This is a genomic window from Streptomyces sp. SAS_270, assembly GCF_052543295.1.
Map to the genome: position 1 here is coordinate 121,684 of NZ_JBMNDS010000002.1, position 21,861 is coordinate 143,544.

Below are 21,861 nucleotides of genomic sequence, written 5' to 3' on the forward strand. Positions count from 1 at the left end.
ACTGCTGGTAGAGGCGTTACGAAGCCAACACGTGACGTGATCGATCGCCCGGAACTAGTGACATACCGCGCGGTATGTGAGCAGAATCAGCGCAACCCTTACTACCGCGTAGGCAATGTCGCCCCGGGAGGACGCCGTGCTGAGCACGATGCAGGACGTACCGCTGCTGGTCTCGAGGATCCTGACCCACGGGTCGACCGTCCACGGCACTTCGCAGGTGATCACCTGGACCGGTGAGGGCGCCCCGCAGCGGCGCTCGTATGCCGCGATCGGTACCCGGGCGGCTCAGCTCGCCCACGCCCTGCGCGACGACCTCGGCATCCGTGACGCCGACCGCGCCGCAACCCTGATGTGGAACAACGCCGAGCACGTCGAGGCCTACTTCGCGATCCCCTCCATGGGTGCGGTGCTGCACACGCTCAACCTGCGTCTGCCCGCAGAGCAGCTCGTCTTCATCGTGAACCATGCAGCCGACCGCGTGATCATCGTCAACGGTTCGCTGATTCCGTTGCTCGCGCCGCTCCTCCCCCAGCTGCCGACGGTCGAGCACATCGTCGTCTCGGGCCCCGGCGACCGGTCGCCGCTCGCTGCGGCGAGCGCGCAGGTGCACGAGTACGACGAGCTGATCGCTGGCAAACCGACGACGTACGACTGGCCGGAGCTGGACGAGCGCACCGCCGCGTCCATGTGTTACACCTCCGGCACCACCGGCGACCCCAAGGGCGTCGTCTACTCCCACCGCTCCATCTACCTGCACTCCATGCAGGTCAACATGACGCAGTCGATGGGCCTGACCGACCAGGACACCTCGCTCGTAGTGGTCCCCCAGTTCCACGTCAACGCCTGGGGTCTGCCGCACGCCACGTTCATGACGGGCGTCAACCTCCTGATGCCGGACCGCTTCCTGCAGCCCGCCCCGCTCGCCGAGATGATCGAGAGCGAGCGCCCGACGCACGCTGCCGCCGTCCCCACCATCTGGCAGGGCCTGCTCGCCGAACTGCACGCCAAGCCGCGTGACGTCGCCTCCCTCACGCAGGTCACCATCGGCGGCTCGGCCTGCCCGCCGTCCCTCATGGAGGCCTTCGACGAGCTGGGCATGCGCGTCTGTCACGCCTGGGGCATGACGGAGACCTCCCCGCTCGGCACGGTGGCGCGTCCGCCGGCCCACGCGGTCGGTACGGACGAGGAGTTGGCGTTCCGCCTCACACAGGGCCGCTTCCCGGCCGGCGTCGAGGCCCGTCTCTCCGGCCCCGGCGGCGAACGGATCCCCTGGGACGGCGAGTCCGCGGGCGAGCTGGAGGTGCGCGGCCCCTGGATCGCGGGCGCGTACTACAACGGCCCGGACGCCGAACCGCTGCGCCCCGCCGACAAGTTCAGCGAGGACGGCTGGCTCAAGACCGGCGACGTCGGCACCATCAGCGCCTACGGCTTCCTGACCCTCACCGACCGTGCCAAGGACGTCATCAAGTCGGGTGGTGAGTGGATCTCCTCAGTCGACCTGGAGAACGCCCTCATGTCCCACCCCGACGTCACCGAGGCGGCCGTCGTGGCCGTTCCCGACGACAAGTGGGGCGAACGCCCGCTCGCCACCGTTGTGTTGAGGGAAGGCTCCACCGCCGACTTCGAGTCCCTGCGCGGCTTCCTCGCTAGCGAGGGCGGCATCGCCAAGTGGCAGCTGCCCGAGCGCTGGACGATCATCGAGGCGGTGCCGAAGACGAGCGTCGGCAAGTTCGACAAGAAGGTGCTGCGCAGGCGGTATGCCGAGGGCGAGCTGGACGTCACGCAGATCTGAGAGGCCTTTGGGCCAGTACGAAGGTTGGGGCACTGTTTCACGTGAAACAGTGCCCCAACCGTCGTATCAGCGGCGTCAGTTCGTGCCGATCCTCGCCAGGAGGTCCACGATCCGCTCCTGCACCTCGTTGCTCGTGGAGCGTTCCGCGAGGAAGAGGACGGTCTCCCCCGAGGCGAGCCGCGGGAGTTCGGCCTGGTCGACGGCGGCGGTGTAGACGACGAGCGGGGTGCGGTTCAACTGCCCGTTCGCGCGCAGCCAGTCGACGATTCCGGCACGGCGACGGCGTACCTGCATCAGGTCCATCACCACCAGGTTCGGCCGCATCTGCGCGGCCAGCGTGACCGCGTCCGCATCCGAAGCGGCCCGCGCGACCTGCATACCGCGCCGCTCCAGCGTCGAGGTGAGCGCAAGCGCGATCTCCGCGTGTTCCTCGATGAGCAGGACGCGCGGCGGATGCTGCTCGGAGTCCCGAGGAGCCAGGGCCTTCAGGAGTACAGCGGGATCGGCGCCGTACGCCGCCTCGCGCGTCGCCTGACCGAGTCCTGCCGTCACGAGCACGGGCACCTCGGCGGCGACCGCGGCCTGACGCAGCGACTGGAGCGCCGTACGCGTGATCGGACCGGTCAGCGGGTCCACGAACAGCGCGGCCGGGAACGCGGCGATCTGCGCGTCGACTTCCTCGCGCGAATGCACGATGACGGGCCGGTAGCCGCGGTCGCTCAGCGCCTGCTGGGTGGTGACATCAGGCGCCGGCCACACGAGCAGCCGCCTCGGGTTGTCCAGCGGCTCCGGGGGCAGCTCGTCGTCCATCGGCTGGGGCAGCGGCCGGTCGGCGACCTCGACGGCACCGCCGGGCCCGTCGAGCGGCTCGGGCCCCTCGTCGGCGTTCTCGTCCGGTGCTCCTATGGCGTACGACCGTCCGGCGCCGTCGGTGGGTCCGGCCAGCAGCGGCTGGGGCGCGGCCGCGGAAGCGCCGGCAGGCTGCCCGGCCTGCGGATGCGGGCGGGGCGCCGTCTCGGGGCGCTCGACGGCGGGCTCGGGGGGCGTGCCGAGCTTGCGGCGGCGACCGGAGCCGTTGGTCTGGTGCGGGGGAGGCGTGGGGGTCGCGGACGTGGAGACCGGCTGCGCCGGAGTCTGCGGCTGCGCCTGTCTCGGAGCCTGGCCCTGCGCCGGCGCCGGCGCTGACGGCTGCGGTTGCGGTTGCGGCTGTGGGGAGGGGAGTTGGGGTGACGCGGACTGGCGGCCGAACGGTACGCCCTGGCCGAGCGTCCGCACACTGATCGCGCGCCCCTGGGTCGAGTTGGGGTCGACCGGGGCGGCGGCCTCGGCGGGCAGCGGTTGGGCGGTCCGCGCAGGCGCGGCGCTCTCGGGCGGGAGCGGAGTGCCGGAGGCCGGGGTGGCCGGCTGCGCAGGTGCCGCGGGCGGTACGGGTGCCGTGGGCGGTACGGGAGCCGCAGCCTGCGGGGCGACGCCGGTGCCGGACGTGTCCTCGGCGACCGGGTGCGGCCAGGGCATGGCGGTCCCGCCCGCCGGGGTTCCCTGAGCGGGAACGCCTGCCACCGGAACGGCTGCACCCGGAGCGCCTGCTGTCGGGATTCCCTGCGAAGGGATTCCTTGCGACGGGATCCCCTGCGGCGGGGTTCCCGTCATAGCGGGCTGAACCGGAGCCTGGTGGGCGCGGCGGCGTCCTGTCGGTGTGGGAACGGGATGCGACTGGGGCGGAGTGTGGTCGTCGGCGGGGTCGTGCAGCATCGCGTCGTGACGGCCGTCGTCGACCTGGCCGTAGCTCTGGACGTGACCGTGACCGTGACCGTGACCGGACGGGTCGTGGTCGGAAGCCTGAGCCGAGGCCTGCTCCTGCCGCTGGCTCTGGGCCTGCGCCTGTGCCTGGGCGAGCGCCTGGGCCTGGACGTACTCGGGTGAGCGGTCCGCGTCGGCCGGCGGGAGCGCGAACACCGTGCGGGCGCCCGCCTCCTGTGTGGCGGCACGCTCCGCCGCTGCGGCCAGCGCACGTCGACGCCGCCCGGTGGGCTCCGTTCCGCCGCCTGCAACGGCTACCTCCGCCCCACCCTGGGCCCCGGGGCTCGAAACCGGCGCCGCGGGCAGCGCGGGCGGCAGGGCGTGCTGCTCGGTGTCGCGGCGCGCGCGTCGCCCGGAGGGGGCGGGCACCCCCTGCGGAGGAACTGTCCCGCCCAGCCCCGTACCCACGGCGGCGGTCCCCGCGGCAGACTCGGCCGCGGTCACGACCGCGCCCTCGCTCACACCGTCGACGACAGCAATGGCAGCGGCAGTGGCAGCGATCTCGGCAGGGTTGGGCTGCCCACGCCGACGCCCATGACCACCGGAACCAGGACCCCCGGCACCGCCGGGCCCCCCGAAACCACCGGACGGACCGGAACCACCGGAACCACCGGAAGGACCGGCCCCGCCCGAGGCGTCGCCGTCCTCGGTGTCCTCGGCGTCTTCGATCCCCGACGCCTGTGCCGGAACCGACACTTCGCCGGTCGCGGCCGCGTTCGCAGCCCGCCGCCGACGACGCCCCGTGGGTGCGGCGGCACCGGTCTCGACAGCCGCGTCACCGGGCGCAGGAGCGGCGGAGCCGACCTCGCTCTCCAGGAACGCGTCCACGGAGGACCGCCGCGCACGCCGCCGCCCGCCCCCCTGGTGCGAGGCCTGCTCGGGAACGGCGATCTCGGCACCGGTAGCCACCGCGCCGTCTCCCGCGCCGGTCGCCTCGGACAACGCGACGGGCGCCTGCGGCGGAGTCATGGCCCCGGCGCCGCCGCCGAGCGGCACTTCGAGCACGAACGCGCTGCCGCTCATCCCCGGCACCTCGTGCGTCTGCAGCACACCGCCGTGGGCCCGCACGATCCCGCGCACGATCGGCTCGTGCACCGGGTCTCCCCCGGCGTACGGCCCGCGCACCTCGATCCGTACGACCTCACCGCGCTGTGCGGCGGCGACCACGACCGTGTTGTCCATGTAACCGCCCGCCGAGACGGGCGCGTTGCCCGTCGCATCGACACCGGCGACATCGGCGATGAGGTGCGCGAGCGCCCTCGCGAGCAGCGCGGGGTCGACCTCGGCCTCTATGGGCGGCGCGTGCACGGCGAACTGGACCCGCCCGGGCCCGATCAGTTCCACGGCTCCGTCGACACCGGCAGCGACGACCGCGTCGAGCATCACCGCCGTACGGACGACGTCGACGTCGCCGGAGTCGAGGAGCTGGTAGCCCAGGACGTTGTCGACGAGCGTGGTGATGCGGGAGTAGCCGGCGGCGAGGTGGTGGAGCACCTGGTTGGCCTCGGGCCACAGCTGTCCGGCGTCGTCTGCGGCGAGCTTCGACAGTTCGCCGCGCAGCTGGTCGAGCGGGCCGCGCAGGGACTGGCCGAGCACGGCGAGCAGCTGGTCGTGCCGGGCGGTCAGTGCTTCGTAGCGGTCCTTCTCGCGCTCGCCGAGCGCCGCGTACCGCTCGTCGCCCGCCGCGAGTTCCTCCTCGTGCTGCTCGCGCAGCTCGGCGAGCTCGGCCGCGTGCCGCTCGCGGAGCTCCTTGAGCTGCTCCTCGTGCTCGGCGGCGACCCGGGTGAGTTCCTCCGTGTGCCGCTTGGCCTCGGCGTCCTTCTCCTCGGCGAGGGTGTCGTACGGCCGCCGGTCGGTGAACGTCATGACCGCGCCGACGAGCTGGTCCCCGTCGCGCACCGGCGCCGTGGTCAGATCGACCGCCACCGTCGCTCCGGACTTGGACCACAACACCTGCCCGCGCACCCGGTGCTTGCGCCCGGAGCGCAGGGTGTCGGCGAGCGGCGACTCCTCGTACGAGAAGGGTTCGCCGTCGGACCGCGAGTGCAGGATGAGCGAGTGGAGGTCCTGGCCGCCGAGGTCGCTGGCCCGGTAGCCCAGTATCTGCGCGGCGGCGGGATTGACGAGGACGACCCGGCCTTCAGTGTCCGTGCCCACGACGCCCTCGGCCGCCGCGCGCAGGATCATCTCGGTCTGCCGCTGCGAGCGCGCGAGTTCGGCCTCGGTGTCGACGGTGCCCGACAGGTCGCGTACGACGAGCATGAGCAGCTCGTCAGGGGTGGGGCCGTAGCTGTCGTAGGCCTGCTGGCCGTTCTCCAGATTGGCGCTGGTGACCTCGACGGGGAACTCGACGCCGTCGGTCCGCCGCGCGATCATCCGGGTCGGCTTGGTCCGCCCGCTCTGGTCGATCGTCTCGGGGCGCCGCATGGAGCCGGGGATGAGCCGCGAGTCGAACTCGGGCAGCAGATCGAGCAGTCCGCGCCCCACCAGAGCCGTCCCCGGGGCCTCGAAGGCCTCCAGGGCGATGGTGTTCGCGTTGACGACGGTCCCATTGGCGTTGACCAGCACCAACGCATCGGGCAGCGCGTCCAGTATGGCTGCGAGGCGAGCAGCGCCTCGGGATGGCCTGCTGCTCACGAGACGCTTCCTCCCTGTTACCGCACCTTGCCGACCGCGGATGCCATCTTGCCAACCGGCCCGCAGCGTGTCACGCGAGGGAGTCTACGGGCAGAGGTTGCGTCGGCGGCCCCGGATGAGAGGGAGGTCGCACGCAGATGACACGCAGAAGACACGAAGAACCTGTGCCCGCGCATCCCACCTGAGGAAACCCCCGGAAGAAACCCCCAGGTGACTCCGTACGGGACTCCCGAGGTGACTCCCTTCGAGTTCTCCTGGGACTCCACTCGGCCTCCACGCGGACTCTCCTCAGCTTTCCTTGACTCCCCTCGACTCCCCTCGACTCCCCTCGGGGTCCTCATGGAGGGGAAGAAGGTCAGCGAATGTCGGGGAGCAGAGGCACGAGAGCGTTCCACCGACCGATCTCGCATCCGTTGCCACGGTCGAACCTGGCGTCGACCGGGCGGCCGGCCCAGGTCCCCGTCACATGCGCGGTGGCCGGTCCGCCGTACTGCATCGTGCACATCGTCCCCTCCGCCACGGGCGCGAAGGGGTCCTTGCCCCAGGTGGTTCTCCGGTCGAGCGTGCTGCAGGCCGCTCCCGGGTCGGGGTGACTGCCTGCGCCGGGATGGCACAGCACCTCGTACGTGCCGTCCGCGCCCGCGCCCGCGTCGTGCACGGTCACGGTCAGGTGGTCCGCGCCACGTCCGGGGGCCCCGTGCTCACCGAGACCGCCGGTGTCCTCGCCAGGGGGAGGCGGAGGCATCAGGGACGGCAGGTTCAGCGGGAGCGGCTCGGCGTACGCGGTGGCCGGTACGGCGGCCAGCGCGGCGAGGGACGCGGCGGTGGCGGCTCCGGCGGCGAGGAGGAGACCGGGGAGACGGGGGAAGCGGGAGAGGGCGGGGCGCGGCATCGCGTGACGAGGCAACATGACCTGACTAACGCCACACGCTTCTCGCGGTTGCGCGCCCGCGCCCGACGGAATGGGCTTTGCTCTGCGGCCCGCCCGCCTAGTACCGTGGGAGGCGATTGGTGACAGGCCGCTCGGCTGTGTCATCATCTGCACGCACCACTCGCGCTCGCGCGGGGGGTTGTGCTGGAGGCGTCGCCTAGTCCGGTCTATGGCGCCGCACTGCTAATGCGGTTTGGGACTTCAATCCCATCGAGGGTTCAAATCCCTCCGCCTCCGCACCAAGATCCGAAGCCCCGGTCCCCCTGGACCGGGGCTTCGGCGCGTACGGGACCCCTCGCCCGCCAAGACCCTCCCAGGGCTCGTTTTCGCAGCTCACAAGGGGTGCGGCAAACGGATTTCACATGGCGGCGGCAGTCATGTAATGTTCTTCCTGTCGCCGCGAGCGGGTCGAAAGAACCGGGACCGAGACAAGCAAGACAAAAACAAAACAAGCACTCGTAGCTTAACGGATAGAGCATCTGACTACGGATCAGAAGGTTGCAGGTTCGAATCCTGCCGAGTGCACACAGGTGAGAGGCCCCGCCGGTTCGCCGGACGGGGCCTTTGACATCAGCGGGTGACATCAACGCGGTCGGAAACGGTGCTCAGCCCTCGTTGTCCGGCTTCGCCTCGCCCTCCGATTCCTCGTCGGGCTCATCGAGGTTGAGCGCGTCGTCCATCCGCTCAGCGGCTGCCCTCAGCGTCGTGTCCATCACGTGCGCGTAGGTGTCCAGCGTCATCGTGATCGTGCTGTGCCCCAGCGTCTCCATGATCGTGCGAGCGTCGACACCTTGGGCGAGCAGGACCGAGGCGCAGGTGTGCCGGAGGTCGTGCACCCGAACGCGGTGCACGTGCGCGTCCCTGCACAAGATGGTCAGCATCCGGTTCAAGCCCCGGGGGTCTGTGACGCCACCGGTCACCGTGGTGAAGATCAGGCCGTCCGGCTGACCTGATGTGGGTTGCTACTTCTCGCCCGCGACCAGACGTTCCCGCTCTTGCTGCTCACGATGCTGCGTGAGCGCCCGTACGCAGTGCTTCGGGAGGGGGATCGTGCGCATAGATCGTGTGGTCTTGGGAGTGCCGAAGATCAGCTCTCGCCGGATGCGCTGCACGTTCCGGCGGACACGGAGCTGGCCGTTCGCGAGGTCGATGTCCGACCAGGTGAGCGCGAGAGCCTCACCCCGGCGCAGGCCGGTCGACACAAGCAGCAGCCACAGGGCGTAGAGGCGGTGGGGCCGGGCGGTCTTGAGCAACAGGCGGGCTTCGGCGGCGTTCAGCGGACGCACTTCCTTGCGCGTGACGGTGGGCGTTTCGACGATCCGCGCGACGTTTCGAGCGATCAGTTCCTCTCGTATCGCCTGCTGTAGGGCGGACCGGAGCACGGCGTGGATGTACTGGACGGTGCGTGCCGAAGGCCTGCGCTTGCAGCAGCGACCGACGGCGCAGCAAGAGCGCTTCTCCTCGGGCCGCTCCTTGTCCGCGCCGCGCAGGCAGCACAGGCAGGCAGCCTTGAACTCCGTGAGGAACCGGCGGATGTCTGCCGGGGACAGCCGATTCAGCTTCTTTGTGCCGAGTGCCGGCCGGATGTACAGGCGGGTCAAACCCTCATAGCTGTTCAGCGTCGCGGGCTTGAGCCGTTCCGGTGCGATGGCGGCCAGCCAGTAGGTCAGGAAGTCACCGAACGCCATCGTGGACGACGCGGCGGGGATGCCTTGCCTGGTCTTCTCCTGCAACTCCGTGAGTTTGTCGGCCACTTCCTCCCGGGTCTTGCCGTAGACGAACTTGCGGGTTCTGGTCCCGTCGGGGCGGTAGACGTAGGCGGCGGCCTGGTAGCGGCCGTCTGCACGCTTGGTGATCGTTCCTTCGCCGTTGGCGCGACGCTTGGCCATCAGTCGGGCTCCTCGATTTCGACGAGCCGAAGCTCATCGTGGACACCGGCATCGCCCACGGGTGACTGGGAGAGGCAGCGACCGCCGAACCATTGATCGCGGATGCTCTGCGGCGAGAGGACCGTACCAACCAGCGCGGTCGTGCGTTTCACACGTTCTGGCTGGCTCGCACGCAGTTGGACCACGGCAAGCTTGATCAGTCGTGCCACACCGCCACGCAAGCTCTGGAGTCCGCATCAACAGTGGCCTCCGAGCGAGTGTCCGGCCATCTCAGGGAGTTCTACGACCAGTTGGCCCGCACAGGCAAGAGCCCGTAGCGCTGGCCTTCGAGGCGAGGCTACGGGCCCTTCTTCCACCGGTCAGCGGATCGCTTCATCCATGAGCAGGTACAGGAGGCCGACGAGCGATCCACTGCTCACGATCTCCCGGCGGTCGATCATGCCGCGCACCTCCGAGAGCGGAATCCACTCGATGCGATCGGACTCGTTCTTCTCCGTGGGCGGACCTTCGTAAGTCGCCCCGTCTGCACGGAAGACGTGGTGCTGTGAGTCCGTGATTCCGTTGGCCGGCTCGGCGTAGATCAGAGGCTTGATGGGGCCAGGACGCCAGCCCGTCTCCTCCAGAACCTCGCGGGCCGCCGCCTCTTCCGGGGTCTCGCCCTCCTCGACCAGGCCCATGGGCAACTCCCAGGCCCACGACTCCGTGATGAAGCGGTGGCGCCACATCATCAGGACCTCTTGGCGGTCGTTCACCACGGCGGCCACGGCCAGGTGCCGGAGGCGCACCACGTGGTACTCCCACCTGCGCCCGTCAGGCTGCTGGACGTCGACCAGACACAGATTCACCCAAGGGTTGGTGTAGATCTGTCGCTCACCGTGGGTCTTCCACTCCATACCTGCGGCCCCTCTCGATCGGTCTCCAGGATCTCAGACCGTCCCAGAGGATGGCGTAAGTTCAGCTCTTTTTGCGTCACACTGACGAGATACCCTGCGGAAGACTTACCCTCTGGGAGCGTCCGAGCGCCCATGGGAGAAGTCTCGAACGTGGTGGCCGGGACGGTTCGAAGAACGCTCAGCTTGGGAAGCTTGGGTTCTCTGAGCGTGCCAGTGCAGCTGAGCTGCGGCGGGAGCGAGTCGACGCTTGGTGGGCAGTTCGTTGACTCCCTGGTGTTCCCTGTGGTTCCCCGCACGATCTGGCACGCGTCTGGCACGGACCAGGCCCTGTCACCCCTCTCGGTCGTGATTTCCGACCCACTTGCCGATCAGCAAGACCAAGATCGTGACTACGGTCAGACCTACGAAGATCACTGCTGCCCGAAGCTCGATCAGGGCCAACGCGATCACGATTCCCAACGCCAATACCCCACCGAGCGCAGCTCTGGGCCGTGCTCGATGGGTTCGGTGCGTCTCGCGCCAGGGGCGTTCCTCGTGATACGCCATCGGAGCCTCCTTACGGCTGTCCCCACTACCAGGCTGCTCCGCGACGAGGCCTCGCGCATTTCCGTGTCAGGCTTGGTGTGTCGAAGCGCCACAGGTGGGTGACGGGCCGCTGTACGGTCCTTCCATGGCGGATCTTGTGGGGTTGCTTCAGCTCCTCGGGGCGGGCAGCGTGGGTGCAGTCGTTACCCAGTACGTCAGCGCTGCACCGGAGCGCCGTAAGGCCCGTGCCGCTGCTCGCATTGCAATGACGGCTCTAGAAGAAGCGGTTTGGTCCTCGGGAGGCCCGGAAGAATGGCGCCGACTACGCGGGGCGGTTCATACTTTTGAGTCAGCCGCCATGATCGCCGGGGTACCACACCATGTGTCCGAGTGGTACGCGCAGACGCGGGTGGCCTTCTACTTGGCGAGTCGTCGCAGCTATGAGCAGGACCCAGATCCGGAGTATGGCGGAGGTTTTGCAACCCGGTATGTCCGTGGCTTGGACGCGGCGACTGAGGTCGTCTATCTCGCACTTTGGCATCCACGGCGCTCGCGACTTTTCTGGAGGGCACGTCTCAAAAGGGCCGTGGCCGACGCCCGAGCTGCTGTAGCCGATTCACCTGATCTTCTTCGGGACCTGAACGAACGCCGCAGGATTTGAGTGCTCAGCACCACTAGGTCGGCGGAGTCTCAATGGCCGAGTCAAGGCGACGGGCACTGGCCGACAGTGAGGACGGCGTCCGTACTGGGCCAGGGCTTTGAGGTCTGCCCTCATCCTTATCAGGTCGGTCACGGCGCTTTCCGCACCCTGCACTTCGCTGGGAAAGCGGCTCGACGCCGGCCGCTGGAGTACGCCGGAATCCGACCGTGTTCGCGGATGTTGGTGTCAGCCGCCGGTGTCAGACATCAGTGGCTCACCTGACGGTCGCCTGGCCGGTGAGTAAGGGCACTGCTCAATCTACGTCGCCAGCATGACGAGCCTTGGCGAACATTCCAGCCCGGAGCTGAAGCACCGCACCAAGCACGATGACCCCGAGGGCAATGGTGGAAACAACCATCCCCGCTCCGGAATAGAAACCGAGAAGTTTAGCTCCGCCGTCCAGGACGAAACCGCCACCCATCGCTATCCGACCCCAACCAGCCCTAGGCACGGCGCGTACTCTGCGATTCCTCGGCTGCCGGTCAAGGTCAACACGCCCAAGACTACGACAAAGCAGCCGGAGCCCAACATGATCCATGCAGACATGGCACCCCTCCGCACGGAGGCTACTGCACGGGCGTGACCTGCGGCCTGGTCGTGCCGTAAAGCACTGGTACAGCCCGTGCCAAGTCGCACCCACGTCCCTCCTCAGCCCACCATCCACCCCAGCTCCCATCCCGTCTGCCGTCGGCCCACACACCGTGGAGCGGGCGTGGTTCCTGGCGTCCAGGTGGAGCGCGCCACTGTACGAACGACCTGGACGCCAGGGGCCGCGTCTGCTCGGCTCTGCCTGGGTCGATGGCAGACGGGATGGGAGCACCCCACGCACGCCACTGGCCGCCGGCACTCGCGAACGGCGCCCCCGCCATCTCGGAGCCTGAGCGCCCCCGCCGGAGGCTGTTCTGACTGGTGGTCGCTCTCTACGGTGATCGACTCACGTCCCGGCTCTCGTCGCGTGGGCGCGCGTCGGCGCAGCGCGGGCGGAGCGGGCCGAAGGCAGGAGCGGCGCCCGGCGCGGAGCCGGGAAGCGCGCCCGGCGGAGCGGAGCGCAGCCGGCTTGAACCTGTGAAGAGGGTTGTAACTCAGTTGGTCACGCGGAGCGCGTGTGCCTTCGCGTGACTTCTGCGGTAGCTGGGCCCGAAGGTCATCATGTTGGCCTCGCCGTTGGGATTTGACGGCAGCTCTGACGGCACGACGGCACACAGACGCGCATGCTCGCTAAACCTGAGCGATCGGGGCAGGAGGCGGTTGGCACTCCGCACCGAGTGTTGCCCGACCCTACGGATCAGTAGGTTGCAGGTTCGAATCCTGCCGAGTGCACAGCAGATCAGAGGCCCTGTGGAGGAATCCGCGGGGCCTCTGGCTTTTGTCCTGACGGTAGTGCCCCGGGGTGAGGGGTGGGCGAAGGCCGCCGGTGTGTGCGAGGTGGGTCGCAGGGTGTGCATGGATGCGTTCGGCGTTGTCGGCGCGGCGTGAAGGGGCGGGCGGGTGTGCCGCGACGCCGTGCGATCAACCAACAGGGGCCCCGGAGCTGAGCCGTGCCCCCGCCCTCCGGCCCGCTGTGTCGGCCTGTCTTGAGGCGTCGGCATGCGGGGGCCCTTGTTACTCACTTTCGGGTGGCGTCACGCGCGTTGGTGGGGTGGCGTGGTGGGGGTGGCGAATGTCCAGGGCCAATGGGCGTACGGGCTGCCGTCGTGCCGGGGCGTCAATCTGGTGCATACGGTTGATAAATGGGTGATACAGGGGAGAGTAACGGTGATGTGGGCGATTCTTAACGTAGTTCACGTCTCATCCGCGATACCGGCACATCGGGGCCACGCTGTGGATGTGTGGCCGACCGGCCGCCACCCGCACACCGCACATCCCGTTGGTCGACTGGCCGCAGGCGGGGTTGTGCGCGCACCGAGCAGGGAGAACCTGTGCCTGTTTCCAAGATCGTAACCGTCCGCAGTCTGGCCGTCGTCGCGCTCGCAGCCGGCGCTCTGGCCGGGGCGGTGACGCTGCCGGCGTCCGCGGCCGACGGCCGTCCGCACCGGGCGAACGTGGAGATCAGCGGCGTCCAGTACAACGCCCCGGGCCGCTACGACGACTCGGCCCGCTCCCTGAACAAGGAGTGGGCGGAGGTCACCAACAACAGCCGCCACGGCGTGAATCTGGACGGGTGGACGCTGGCCGACGAGGACGGCCACACCTACACCTTCCACCACTACCGTCTGGACGGAGGGGCCACTGTCCGCGTCCGTACCGGCGAGGGCCGTGACAGGGGTAGCAACCTGTTCCAGGACCGTCGCCACGAGTTCTTGGACAACGACTCCGACACGGTGACCCTGCGCAACGACCACGGCCGCTTCGTCGACGACTTCTCCTGGGGCGACCACCACCACCGCGGTGGCGACCACCGTGGCGGCGACCACCGCGGTGGCGAGCACCGTGGCGACCACCATGGCGGCCGCCGCTGATCCACCCCCGGCCCGCGGACGGCCAGTGTCCGGTGACCGGTGGCTGCGGACGCCAACGCTGACGGCAACCACGGCACACGTGGGCTGTTGATCACAACGGTCGGCAATCAGTTCCGGCGAAGACCAAGCTTCCCTCGGACTGCTTGCCCGATCCTACGGATCAGAAGGTTGCAGGTTCGAATCCTGCCGAGTGCACACAGGTGAGAGGCCCCGCAGAGATGCGGGGCCTCTTGCGTTTTCGCGGCGTGCAGCAGCGAAGTACAGCAACGGGCCCCAGGGTGGAGCCCGCTGCTGGTCGGTCTGAGGATCGTGTTGCCCTCCTACGACCCCGCTACGTGAGCATCACCGCCACGATGACGGCAGCCACGGCGGCCGCGAGGGTCAATGCCGGTACCACGGTCGGGTGCTCCTTGGCGACGTACGCCACGAAGGCCGCGCAGAGCAGGGTGATGATGAGCCGGTCGGTAGTCACTCACGTGCCTTTCGACGCGGGACCCGCCCGGACGCCTGGAAGCTGCGGGCGGGTCCCGTTCCTGAGCCCGCCACGACATGCGGAAGGCCTCTGGTCCCTTCTTGTGGGACCAGAGGCCTTCCGCAGCAGCTGCTTCGACCTACCGGTCCCTAAAAAGGGAGAGGGGAGGTCGTTCATGTACAACGAGGCGACTCTCGGGGGGTTACGGCCTCCTGCCTGTAAGGCGCTGGGTTCCATCCCATGGAGCGACAGATATATGGCGCGGCGGGCTGTCGCAGAGCACATCCGGCAGCGGCGCCCCCGCTTCAGCTGACACCACCCATCGCTTCGGACAGCTTGCCCAGCGCCGCGCGCACCTCCTCTGTCGCAGGGACCACGGTCAGATCCGCAACGATCGTCTGCCCGTTCAATACGATCCGGTCCTGCGACGAGTGGTTGTAGAAGACCAGATCGTCATCACTCCGCACCTTGCCGTCCTGCGCGAGCAAGACGGCAGATACCTCGATGCCTGTAGTGAGCGAGGTGAGGGTGACGCGGCAGACCGCCGCGGGCAAAACAGCGTTGCCGCCTTTGGCAAGGGTGGTGGTCATAGGTGCCCTCGCACGGTGGTGCGTGCATCGTGGTACCCGCAGCCAGCCGGTGTAGGACAAACAGTGATTTCCTGCGGTGAAGCACCGCCAAGGTGATCATGCTCCTGTGCTTGCAAGGTGCAGCAGCGGACCGGACGCCCGTCTCAATTTCCGTCTCGTTCAGCACGGTTCACCGTCGTTCAAGGGGAGACGGGGGCCAACGGTGAGTGAAGGACTAGACGCTCATGAACGCAGGTGAACGGGCCTGTGCGCGACCTCGCGCGTCAGCAACACAGTTGGAAAGCGTGTTGGCCCGAAGCGGTCTCGGAGTGGCCAGGCAGGCCGGGCGTCAGCTGGTTGTCTCAGGGTCCCAGTGGTCCGGTCCCACTCCGCGCCAGTCGATCCACGGCGCACCCGCGACGTCGGCTGCGTCGATCTCCAGGCCGGCTCGGCGGAGGAACTCGGCCAGGTCGACAAGGTTGTGGGCCAGGCCGAGGATTTCGCCGTCCACGCGCACGCGCCGGCCACCGGTAGGTGAGGGTGGATGGACGATCACGCGTATGGGTCCGGACATGCCTTCAGGATCATCCGGGGTGTACGGTCCCGCACTCCAGCGCGTCATTCGAGGACCCTCAGTGTCCGGCGGACAGCACTCGTCGCTGTGAAGCCGCAGATGAGTCTGGCGATGAAGCCTCTCAAGTCCGGTCCCGGTCCAGCCGTCCCAGGTCGCGCAGCTCCTGCCACGCTGCGGGGCTTGGCCGCTGGTGCTGCCAGTAGGGGTGGAAGTACACGTGCGTCGACAGTCGGTGCAGGCGTCGGCGCAGCTCGGTAAGGCTGGGGCGCTGGGCGAGCTGCTGATAGGTGGCGCTCCACTCCTGCTGTGCCTGGGCGAGGTCGGCGGGGAACGGTCGCATGACCAAATTCAAGCATGTGTTCGATTTTCTCGTCCATCGAAGACGCCGGGCGCCTGTGCCGCCCATTGCCCCGTGCCACTGGATCTTGACCGTTTGTCCTGACGGCCATCTGCACGGGTGCAGCCTGTCGTCACCGTTCCGTCACAAGCGGTCGCCGCACGGAACCCTGCCGCTCTCCCGCCCTTCTGCACTCACGTACCACGCGTACCGCGGGGCAACAACCGACGACCAAACCCGCGGACGAGACGACTCAGGGGGAAGACAGCATGCGTCACAGCAACGGCATTCGCAGGGCGGCTCTGGCGACGACGGCGGTCACGGCCGTCGCGGCGGCGGTGACCGGCATCCTGCCCGGCACCGCCATGGCGGCGAGCACCACCACCTCCACCCCGCCGCCCGCCTGCTCGGCCTCCGCCCTCCAGGTCAGCGCCTGGCAGGCCGCCCACCCGCCTGTCGGGACCGGGACCGGGGCAGCGGTCGTGAAGTTCACCAACGTCTCCGGGAGGACGTGCGTCCTGAAGGGCCACCCGACGGTCGCGGGCGCCGGCAACGGCTCCCCCTCCCACAACACCCCACTCAAGGTCACCCCCACCGGCAGGGCGACCACCGTGACGGTCCGGCCGCACGGCAAGGCGTGGGTGAAGCTGACCTTCGTCCAGGTCCAGGGCGAGGGCGACGGCTACTGCGAGTCGGGCGCGACCCCGAAGGCGTATCCGACGATGGTCATCGGTCTGCCGCACTCCGGGAAGCACCAGGTCGCCCTGAACGACGGGTGGTGGGCCGAGTGCGACAACAAGGTGACCGCCACCCAGGTCTCGGCGGTCAAGCCTTCCTGACCCCCCGTCCCCACAAATCGAGCAGCCTGCATGACGATCGCAAGGCTATGACCTGCACGTTTACGAGGAACTGCACATAAGTGCAGGTCAGCGACTCAGCGCACCTTCAATGCGCTGAGTCGCTGACCTGCGGTGATCAAACTCCGATGACACGGACTCGCGTCCGTCAAAGTCCGATGGCAAACGGTCAAGATCCAGTGGCACGGGACACCCATCGATCAAGGGCGTCGTTCGTCGGCGGGAAGAGGCACGTCGTCAGCCGCCCGGGCCGGCCGCGTCGGAAGGCTCTCCACGGACGTGTTGTCGTAGGTCGATGAGATTGTGCGCCCAGGGACACGGTCTTCGATCTCCCCGAGATGCGGTACAGCAGCGAAGTACAGCAACCCCGGCAACCGACAGCGCCCAACAGCAGTCGTCGTAGACCTCACGGCGGCGTGTATGACCTTCATTGACCGTTCTCTGTAGAGCTACGGATCAGAAGGTTGCAGGTTCGAATCCTGCCGAGTGCACACAGGTGAGAGGCCCCGGACCTTGCGTCGGGAGCCGTGGTGGTTGCCAGGAGGGGCCGGAGCAACTGTCGTGCGTGCTTCGGGCGGCGGATTCGGATGCTTCTCCCTGCGGGTGGACCTGTGGTGGGGATGTGTCCCAGAATCTGACGGCATGGATTCGACCTTCCTGGCAGCACTGATCGCTGCGACGGTCACCGTCGGCGGATGGATGGCAAACCACGCGCTGTCCGCCCGGGCCGATCTGAGGCGAAGGCAGGCCGAGGCGAGGCTCACCCATGTGGAGAACCAGCTGGAGCAGCTCTACGGCCCGCTCCTCTTCCTGGTCGAGGAAGGGCGGTCGGCCTTCCGGGACTTCTGCGACACCCTCGGGCGCCACTATGTGTTCGCCGCGGGCAGGCCGCTCAGCCCGGAGGACCAGGAGCTCTGGCTGTTCTGGGTGGACCACGCGTTCATGCCGCGCAATGAGGCGATCCAGAACCTCCTGTCCGCGAAGACCCACCTCATCGTGGGTGACCGGATGCCCGACTCCTACCTGGCCTTCATCGACCACTACAACTCCTGGCGGGTGTCCCACCTGAGGTGGAAGGAAGAGGGGGTGCCGTATTCCTGGCGCTCCAAGGCGAACTGGCCGAATTCCTTCGAGGCGGAGGTGATCGAGTCCTACGGACGCCTCAAGGATCTGCAGATCCAGCTGGCAGGCCTGGTGAGGGGCGTGGATGCGTGATCGTGTTCCCACCCGCGGCCTCGGATTCCGCGCCATGAGGTCAAGGTGCAGGTTGGTTCGGCGTCGCCTGCTGTGGGAGGTCTCGCCGACAGGCCGGTTCTCCGAACGGCAGCCGAGCACCGAGGTCTTCATCCGGCGGCAGAGCCCCGCCGGCCGTTGACGCAACCGGCGGCAGAGCCCCGCCGGCCGTTGACGCAACCGTCGGCAGAGCCCCGCCGGCCGTTGACGCCGCCGTCGGCAGGGCGCAGTCAGGTGGTGCCCTGCTCCAGGAGGGTCTTGAGGGCCGCCTCGTTCCTCGGCATTTCCTTGCGGGCGTGAGGGCGGATGACCATCGGTACGAGGACCTTGCCCATACCGTGGGACTCGAAGTCGAGGTCGAGGGTCAGACGTGAGCTGCTGCCGTCGCCGAGCGCTTCGATCGTGCCGTGGACCTTGCCCCTGACAGGGCCGTCGACGCCCCGCATGGACCAACTCCTCGGTGGGTCGAACTCCGTGACCTCCATGGTCATCGGGAACTCGCGCCGGCCGACCCGCCGGGTCACTGCGACCCTTGAGCCCACACCGATCGGGATCTCGCCCACCTGGTGCGCGGATATCGCGCTCTCCTGCCATTCCGGCAGGTGGGAGGGGTCGGTGACGTAGGCGTAGACGTCCTCGGGGCTTCGGTCGATGTCGATGGTTTCCTTGATCGCGGACATGTCGCCCCCTTCTCCAGGGTTCTCGTGTCCATGGTCCCACCGGTACGTTCGCCGGTCCTCTCCAGTGCGCCGGGGGCCCTTCGACGCCGGGCTCAGGCGGGAGGCGGCTGGATGTCCCCCGGTTCGGCGCAACTCTCCAGGAACGTGGCCATCAACGTGCCCGCTCGGCCGAAGAAGTCGTTCAGGACGGCGGTCTCGGCCGGGGTGTAGTCGGCGAAGAGTTCGTTGAGAAGGGCGTAGAAGGGCTCGTAGACGGCTCGGACCCGGGCGACGGCGGCGGGCTCTGCGGCTACGCGGACGCGGCGGCGGTCCGTGGGGTCGGAGCGGCGAGCGACGAAGCCTGCGCGTTCGAGGCGGTTCAGGATGCCCGTGACCGCGCCGGTCGTGACGTGAGCGCGTTGGGCGAGGTCACCGGCCGTGAGCAGGGTGTCGCCCGCCTCCAGGATGTACGCGAAGCACGTGAGGTCGGTGACGTTCAGGTTCAGCTGCTGGGCCACCGTCTGCTGGCCGATCATGCTCGTCGCGATGAGGTGGTCCATCGCCGCGAGCGCCTGGGCCGGTGTCGCGGGCGGGCGCGGCTTGCCCTGCTCCATGAAGATTCCCTTAGCGCATGAGAGGTTTCTGCGATAAATTTCTTACGTCGTGAGGGACTTTGTCAGTCCAAAGTCCGGTCCCTCGCGTGAACTCCGCTGCCCGAACTGAGAGAGGCAGGTACGTGAGCGCACATCAGCATGATGAAGGACATACCGTCGCCGGGTGGACCGGGACCGTACTCGCCACCGTCGGGGTCACCGTGGCGGGAGCGGGCGTGTGTGCCGGGAACGCCCTGTGGGTGTGGGGCGGACCGGTGCTGGTCGCGATCAGCGTGCTGGTCACATGGACGCTCCATCTCACCGGGTGGGGCAAGCCGCCGGGGCCGCGGCCCGCTGATCAGTGGGCATGGCGGACGCGGGACCTGTCCGCTCGGCACGGCCATCCCGGGTGCGTCGGGTGCCGGCTGGCCGGACGGCGGCCCACGACGGATGCCGCGCCCGCAGCGACGGAACCCGTCCCGGTTGAATCCGGCCCTGGTGGATCCGTCCCCGGTGAACCTGTCACCGGCGAACCCGGCGATGTCAGAGGCCCCGCGTACGCTCGCGAGTGATGGCACAGGTGTGGAGATGCTCGGGGCTGCGGTGGTCGGCGGACGGCCCCGTGCTGGTGTGGGGCGGCGGGCGCAGCAGTGCCCTGCCACGGGGGAAGCGGGTGGACTTTGGGGTGGTGGAGGACGGCGTACGGACATGTGTGGGCGCCCGGCGGCATATGTGTCCCCTGAGCACGGCCGTGCCGGGCCGGAGCACGGGCGCCCGGTGCGAGGAGTGTGCGCGGCTGGACCGGGCGCACTCCGTGGCCGCCGACACCATCGCCGACGACCCGCGGCCGTACCACGTGTATCTCGCCTGGTTCGGGCCCGGAATGGTGAAGGTGGGGATCACCGCGGTCGAGCGGGGGTCCGCGCGGCTGCTGGAGCAGGGAGCCGTCTGCTTCAGCTGGCTGGGGCGGGGCCCGCTGATGGCCGCGCGGCGGGCGGAGGAGCTGCTGCGCGCCGCGCTCAAGGTGCCCGACAGGATTCCGTACGCTGACAAGCGGGCGGTGCGGGCCGCGCTGCCGGACATCGGGGAACGGGTGGGTGAGGTGGGGGAGTTGCACGGGCGGGCCTCGCGGCTCGAAGGATGGCCCGAGTCGCTGGAGCGGGTGCCGTTCCGGGGCGTCGATCACTTCGGGGTGTTCGGGCTGGAGGGGCTGGCGCCCGTCGAGGGGGTCGTGCGTGAGTTGGTCGCGGGCGGCGCCGTCAGCGGGGAGTTGCTTGCCGCTGCCGGGCCCGATCTGCATCTGGCGACCGAGCGCGGTGTCGTCGTCCTCGACACGCGGCTGATGACCGGGTGGGAGCTGACCGCCGGAGGCGGTGGACTCACCGTCCCTGTACGGGAGTTGAGGGACGCTCGGGACGCGGCCGCGCAGGAAGGGTTGTTCTGAGGGGCGGATCCCCGCGGCGGCAATGGCGGCTACGGGACCAGGACCGGGGCCGGTACCGTCAGCGCCGATGGCCGTGGGCCACGTCGGCAGTGATGGTCAAGAGTTGGATCCCTTATGGATCCCTTTCGGAAAGGGGCTGGACTGTGCAGGACGCCGAGGCCGATCGTGGGTGACATGAGCGATCAACCCATTGCACCTGTCGGCGCCCATGAACCCCCTTACTACGCCGTCGTGTTCACGTCCGTGCGAACCGAGGGGGACAACGGATACGGCGAGACCGCCGACCGTATGGGGGAGCTGGTCAAGGAGATTCCCGGGTTCCTCGGCGAGGACGCCGCGCGCACGCCCGGCGGGCTGGGGATCACCGTCGCCTACTTCCGGGACCTCGCCGCCATCGAGGAGTGGCGGACGAACATGGACCACATGGCGGCCAAGAAGCACGGGCGCGCACACTGGTACGAGCGGTACTCCCTGCACATCGCCAAGGTCGAGCACAGTCATGGATTCGAGCGGGACGCCCATGGATGACATGGCCGGCATGGATGACATGCCTGACGTGGACGACAGCACCGAGCCGGCTGAAGTCCGGCGGTTCTGGTCGCGGCTCGGGCTTCCCGGGCTCATCGACGTCCACACCCACTTCATGCCCGAGCGCGTGCTGCACAAGGTGTGGGAGTACTTCGACGGGCTCGGCCCGCTCACGGGCGGCGTCGAGTGGCCGATCACGTACCGCCGCGAGGAGGCCGAACGGGCGGCGCTGCTGCGGGAGTTCGGGGTGCGCGCCTTCACCGCGATGCTCTATCCGCACAAGGCCGGCATGGCCCAGTGGCTCAACTCCTGGGCCGTCGACTTCGCCCGCCGTACCCCCGACTGTCTGCACACGGCGACCCTCTTCCCCGAGCCGGGCGTCGAGGCGTATGTGCGGGAGGCCGTCGAGGCGGGCGCGCGGGTCTTCAAGGCGCACGTGCAGGTGGGCGCGTACGACCCGGGCGACCAACTCCTCGACCCCGCCTGGGGACTGCTCGCCGAGGCCGGCATCCCGATCGTGATCCACTGCGGGTCGGGGCCCGCGCCCGGCAAGCACACCGGCCCCGAGCCCATTGCCCGGCTGCTGGCCCGGCATCCCCGGCTGCGGCTCGTCGTCGCGCACATGGGAATGCCCGAGTACGCCGACTTCCTCGAACTCGCCGAGCGGTACGGCGAAGTGCGGCTCGACACGACGATGGCGTTCACCGACTTCAGCGAGCGCCTCGCGCCGTTTCCACGCGAGGCGCTGCCCCGGCTCGCCGACCTCGGCGACCGCGTCCTGCTGGGCTCCGACTTCCCGAACATCCCGTATCCCTACCTCCACCAGTTGCACGCCCTGGAGCGGCTCGGGCTCGGCGACGACTGGCTGCGAGCGGTCTGCCACGACAACGCGGCGCGCCTCTTCGCAGACGCCGGGCGAGCAGCGGGGAGTCCGCCGGTGATCTGAGGGGAGTGAGATCTTCCCAGGCG

Annotated in this window: 18 protein-coding genes, 2 tRNA genes and 2 pseudogenes; 11 read left to right on the forward strand and 11 right to left on the reverse strand. The window is 68.8% G+C overall.

Annotated elements, in window-relative coordinates; all coding sequences use genetic code 11:
- Positions 1-115 precede the first annotated feature (115 nt).
- Entirely contained in the window at positions 116-1,792 is a 1,677-nt protein-coding gene (locus ACN6LB_RS01980) for a long-chain fatty acid--CoA ligase (protein WP_445024265.1), read from the forward strand.
- A gap of 75 nt (positions 1,793-1,867) precedes the next feature.
- On the opposite strand, the gene ACN6LB_RS01985 is transcribed toward ACN6LB_RS01980, so the two are convergent.
- Complete coding sequence (locus ACN6LB_RS01985; RefSeq protein ID WP_445024266.1) at positions 1,868-6,229, reverse strand: PAS domain-containing protein; 4,362 nt, start codon at positions 6,227-6,229, stop codon at positions 1,868-1,870.
- A 355-nt stretch (positions 6,230-6,584) separates the two neighbouring features.
- The gene (locus ACN6LB_RS01990; protein WP_445024267.1) at positions 6,585-7,139 is read right to left on the reverse strand and encodes an SSI family serine proteinase inhibitor; all 555 of its coding nucleotides are present in this window, start codon (positions 7,137-7,139) and stop codon (positions 6,585-6,587) included.
- Positions 7,140-7,306: 167 nt separating this feature from the next.
- On the opposite strand from ACN6LB_RS01990, the gene ACN6LB_RS01995 reads away from it, so the two are divergent.
- Together ACN6LB_RS01995 and ACN6LB_RS02000 are read left to right on the forward strand one after the other, a co-directional pair.
- Positions 7,307-7,397: transfer RNA gene (locus ACN6LB_RS01995), tRNA-Ser, on the forward strand.
- A gap of 215 nt (positions 7,398-7,612) precedes the next feature.
- A tRNA-Arg gene (locus ACN6LB_RS02000) sits at positions 7,613-7,685 on the forward strand.
- Positions 7,686-7,765: 80 nt separating this feature from the next.
- On the opposite strand, the pseudogene ACN6LB_RS02005 reads toward ACN6LB_RS02000, so the two are convergent.
- A pseudogene (locus ACN6LB_RS02005) lies at positions 7,766-9,049 on the reverse strand (tyrosine-type recombinase/integrase).
- A 17-nt stretch (positions 9,050-9,066) separates the two neighbouring features.
- Here ACN6LB_RS02005 and ACN6LB_RS02010 point away from each other — a divergent pair.
- Positions 9,067-9,431: pseudogene (locus tag ACN6LB_RS02010) on the forward strand (hypothetical protein); the annotation flags it as partial.
- On the opposite strand, the gene ACN6LB_RS02015 reads toward ACN6LB_RS02010, so the two are convergent.
- Together ACN6LB_RS02015 and ACN6LB_RS02020 are read right to left on the reverse strand one after the other, a co-directional pair.
- Entirely contained in the window at positions 9,409-9,942 is a 534-nt protein-coding gene (locus ACN6LB_RS02015) for an NUDIX hydrolase (RefSeq protein ID WP_445024268.1), read from the reverse strand. The pseudogene ACN6LB_RS02010 and the gene ACN6LB_RS02015 overlap by 23 nt on opposite strands.
- Before the next feature lie 330 nt (positions 9,943-10,272).
- Positions 10,273-10,488 (reverse strand): hypothetical protein, encoded by a 216-nt coding sequence (locus tag ACN6LB_RS02020; protein ID WP_445024269.1) that lies wholly within the window; start codon positions 10,486-10,488, stop codon positions 10,273-10,275.
- Between the two features lie 2,598 nt (positions 10,489-13,086).
- Between ACN6LB_RS02020 and ACN6LB_RS02025 the strand changes: the two genes are divergently transcribed.
- Complete coding sequence (locus ACN6LB_RS02025; protein WP_445024270.1) at positions 13,087-13,626, forward strand: lamin tail domain-containing protein; 540 nt, start codon at positions 13,087-13,089, stop codon at positions 13,624-13,626.
- A gap of 331 nt (positions 13,627-13,957) precedes the next feature.
- Here ACN6LB_RS02025 and ACN6LB_RS02030 read toward each other — a convergent pair whose 3' ends face one another.
- The 4 genes from ACN6LB_RS02030 to ACN6LB_RS02045 all read right to left on the reverse strand — a co-directional run bounded on the left by ACN6LB_RS02030 (position 13,958) and on the right by ACN6LB_RS02045 (position 15,581).
- Positions 13,958-14,098 carry a hypothetical protein gene (locus tag ACN6LB_RS02030; RefSeq protein WP_445024271.1) on the reverse strand — a complete coding sequence of 47 codons (141 nt, stop codon included), beginning with the start codon at positions 14,096-14,098 and terminating at the stop codon, positions 13,958-13,960.
- A gap of 305 nt (positions 14,099-14,403) precedes the next feature.
- Positions 14,404-14,688 (reverse strand): TerD family protein, encoded by a 285-nt coding sequence (locus ACN6LB_RS02035; protein WP_445024272.1) that lies wholly within the window; start codon positions 14,686-14,688, stop codon positions 14,404-14,406.
- Positions 14,689-15,016: 328 nt separating this feature from the next.
- Positions 15,017-15,241: a hypothetical protein gene (locus ACN6LB_RS02040; RefSeq protein WP_445024273.1), complete on the reverse strand. Its 225-nt coding sequence runs from the start codon at positions 15,239-15,241 to the stop codon at positions 15,017-15,019.
- A gap of 121 nt (positions 15,242-15,362) precedes the next feature.
- Positions 15,363-15,581, reverse strand: a complete 219-nt coding sequence (locus tag ACN6LB_RS02045; RefSeq protein WP_445024274.1) for a hypothetical protein — start codon at positions 15,579-15,581, stop codon at positions 15,363-15,365.
- Between the two features lie 266 nt (positions 15,582-15,847).
- On the opposite strand from ACN6LB_RS02045, the gene ACN6LB_RS02050 reads away from it, so the two are divergent.
- Positions 15,848-16,417 carry a DUF4232 domain-containing protein gene (locus ACN6LB_RS02050; protein ID WP_445024275.1) on the forward strand — a complete coding sequence of 190 codons (570 nt, stop codon included), beginning with the start codon at positions 15,848-15,850 and terminating at the stop codon, positions 16,415-16,417.
- A gap of 660 nt (positions 16,418-17,077) precedes the next feature.
- A complete protein-coding gene (locus tag ACN6LB_RS02055; RefSeq protein ID WP_445024276.1) occupies positions 17,078-17,650 on the forward strand; it encodes a hypothetical protein in 573 nt (190 codons plus the stop codon).
- Positions 17,651-17,898: 248 nt separating this feature from the next.
- Here ACN6LB_RS02055 and ACN6LB_RS02060 read toward each other — a convergent pair whose 3' ends face one another.
- Positions 17,899-18,348 carry an SRPBCC family protein gene (locus tag ACN6LB_RS02060; protein ID WP_445024277.1) on the reverse strand — a complete coding sequence of 150 codons (450 nt, stop codon included), beginning with the start codon at positions 18,346-18,348 and terminating at the stop codon, positions 17,899-17,901.
- A gap of 92 nt (positions 18,349-18,440) precedes the next feature.
- Positions 18,441-18,941 (reverse strand): MarR family winged helix-turn-helix transcriptional regulator, encoded by a 501-nt coding sequence (locus ACN6LB_RS02065; RefSeq protein ID WP_445024278.1) that lies wholly within the window; start codon positions 18,939-18,941, stop codon positions 18,441-18,443.
- A gap of 122 nt (positions 18,942-19,063) precedes the next feature.
- On the opposite strand from ACN6LB_RS02065, the gene ACN6LB_RS02070 reads away from it, so the two are divergent.
- From ACN6LB_RS02070 to ACN6LB_RS02085, 4 genes are all read left to right on the forward strand, one after another.
- Complete coding sequence (locus ACN6LB_RS02070) at positions 19,064-19,492, forward strand: HGxxPAAW family protein (protein ID WP_445024279.1); 429 nt, start codon at positions 19,064-19,066, stop codon at positions 19,490-19,492.
- On the forward strand, positions 19,492-20,364 hold the full coding sequence (locus tag ACN6LB_RS02075) for a DUF2797 domain-containing protein (RefSeq protein WP_445024280.1): 873 nt from the start codon (positions 19,492-19,494) through the stop codon (positions 20,362-20,364). Before ACN6LB_RS02070 ends, ACN6LB_RS02075 begins: the two co-directional genes overlap by 1 nt.
- A 174-nt stretch (positions 20,365-20,538) precedes the next feature.
- The gene (locus ACN6LB_RS02080) at positions 20,539-20,892 is read left to right on the forward strand and encodes an antibiotic biosynthesis monooxygenase family protein (RefSeq protein WP_445024281.1); all 354 of its coding nucleotides are present in this window, start codon (positions 20,539-20,541) and stop codon (positions 20,890-20,892) included.
- A gap of 10 nt (positions 20,893-20,902) precedes the next feature.
- Positions 20,903-21,838 carry an amidohydrolase family protein gene (locus tag ACN6LB_RS02085; protein ID WP_445024282.1) on the forward strand — a complete coding sequence of 312 codons (936 nt, stop codon included), beginning with the start codon at positions 20,903-20,905 and terminating at the stop codon, positions 21,836-21,838.
- Positions 21,839-21,861: the final 23 nt, after the last annotated feature.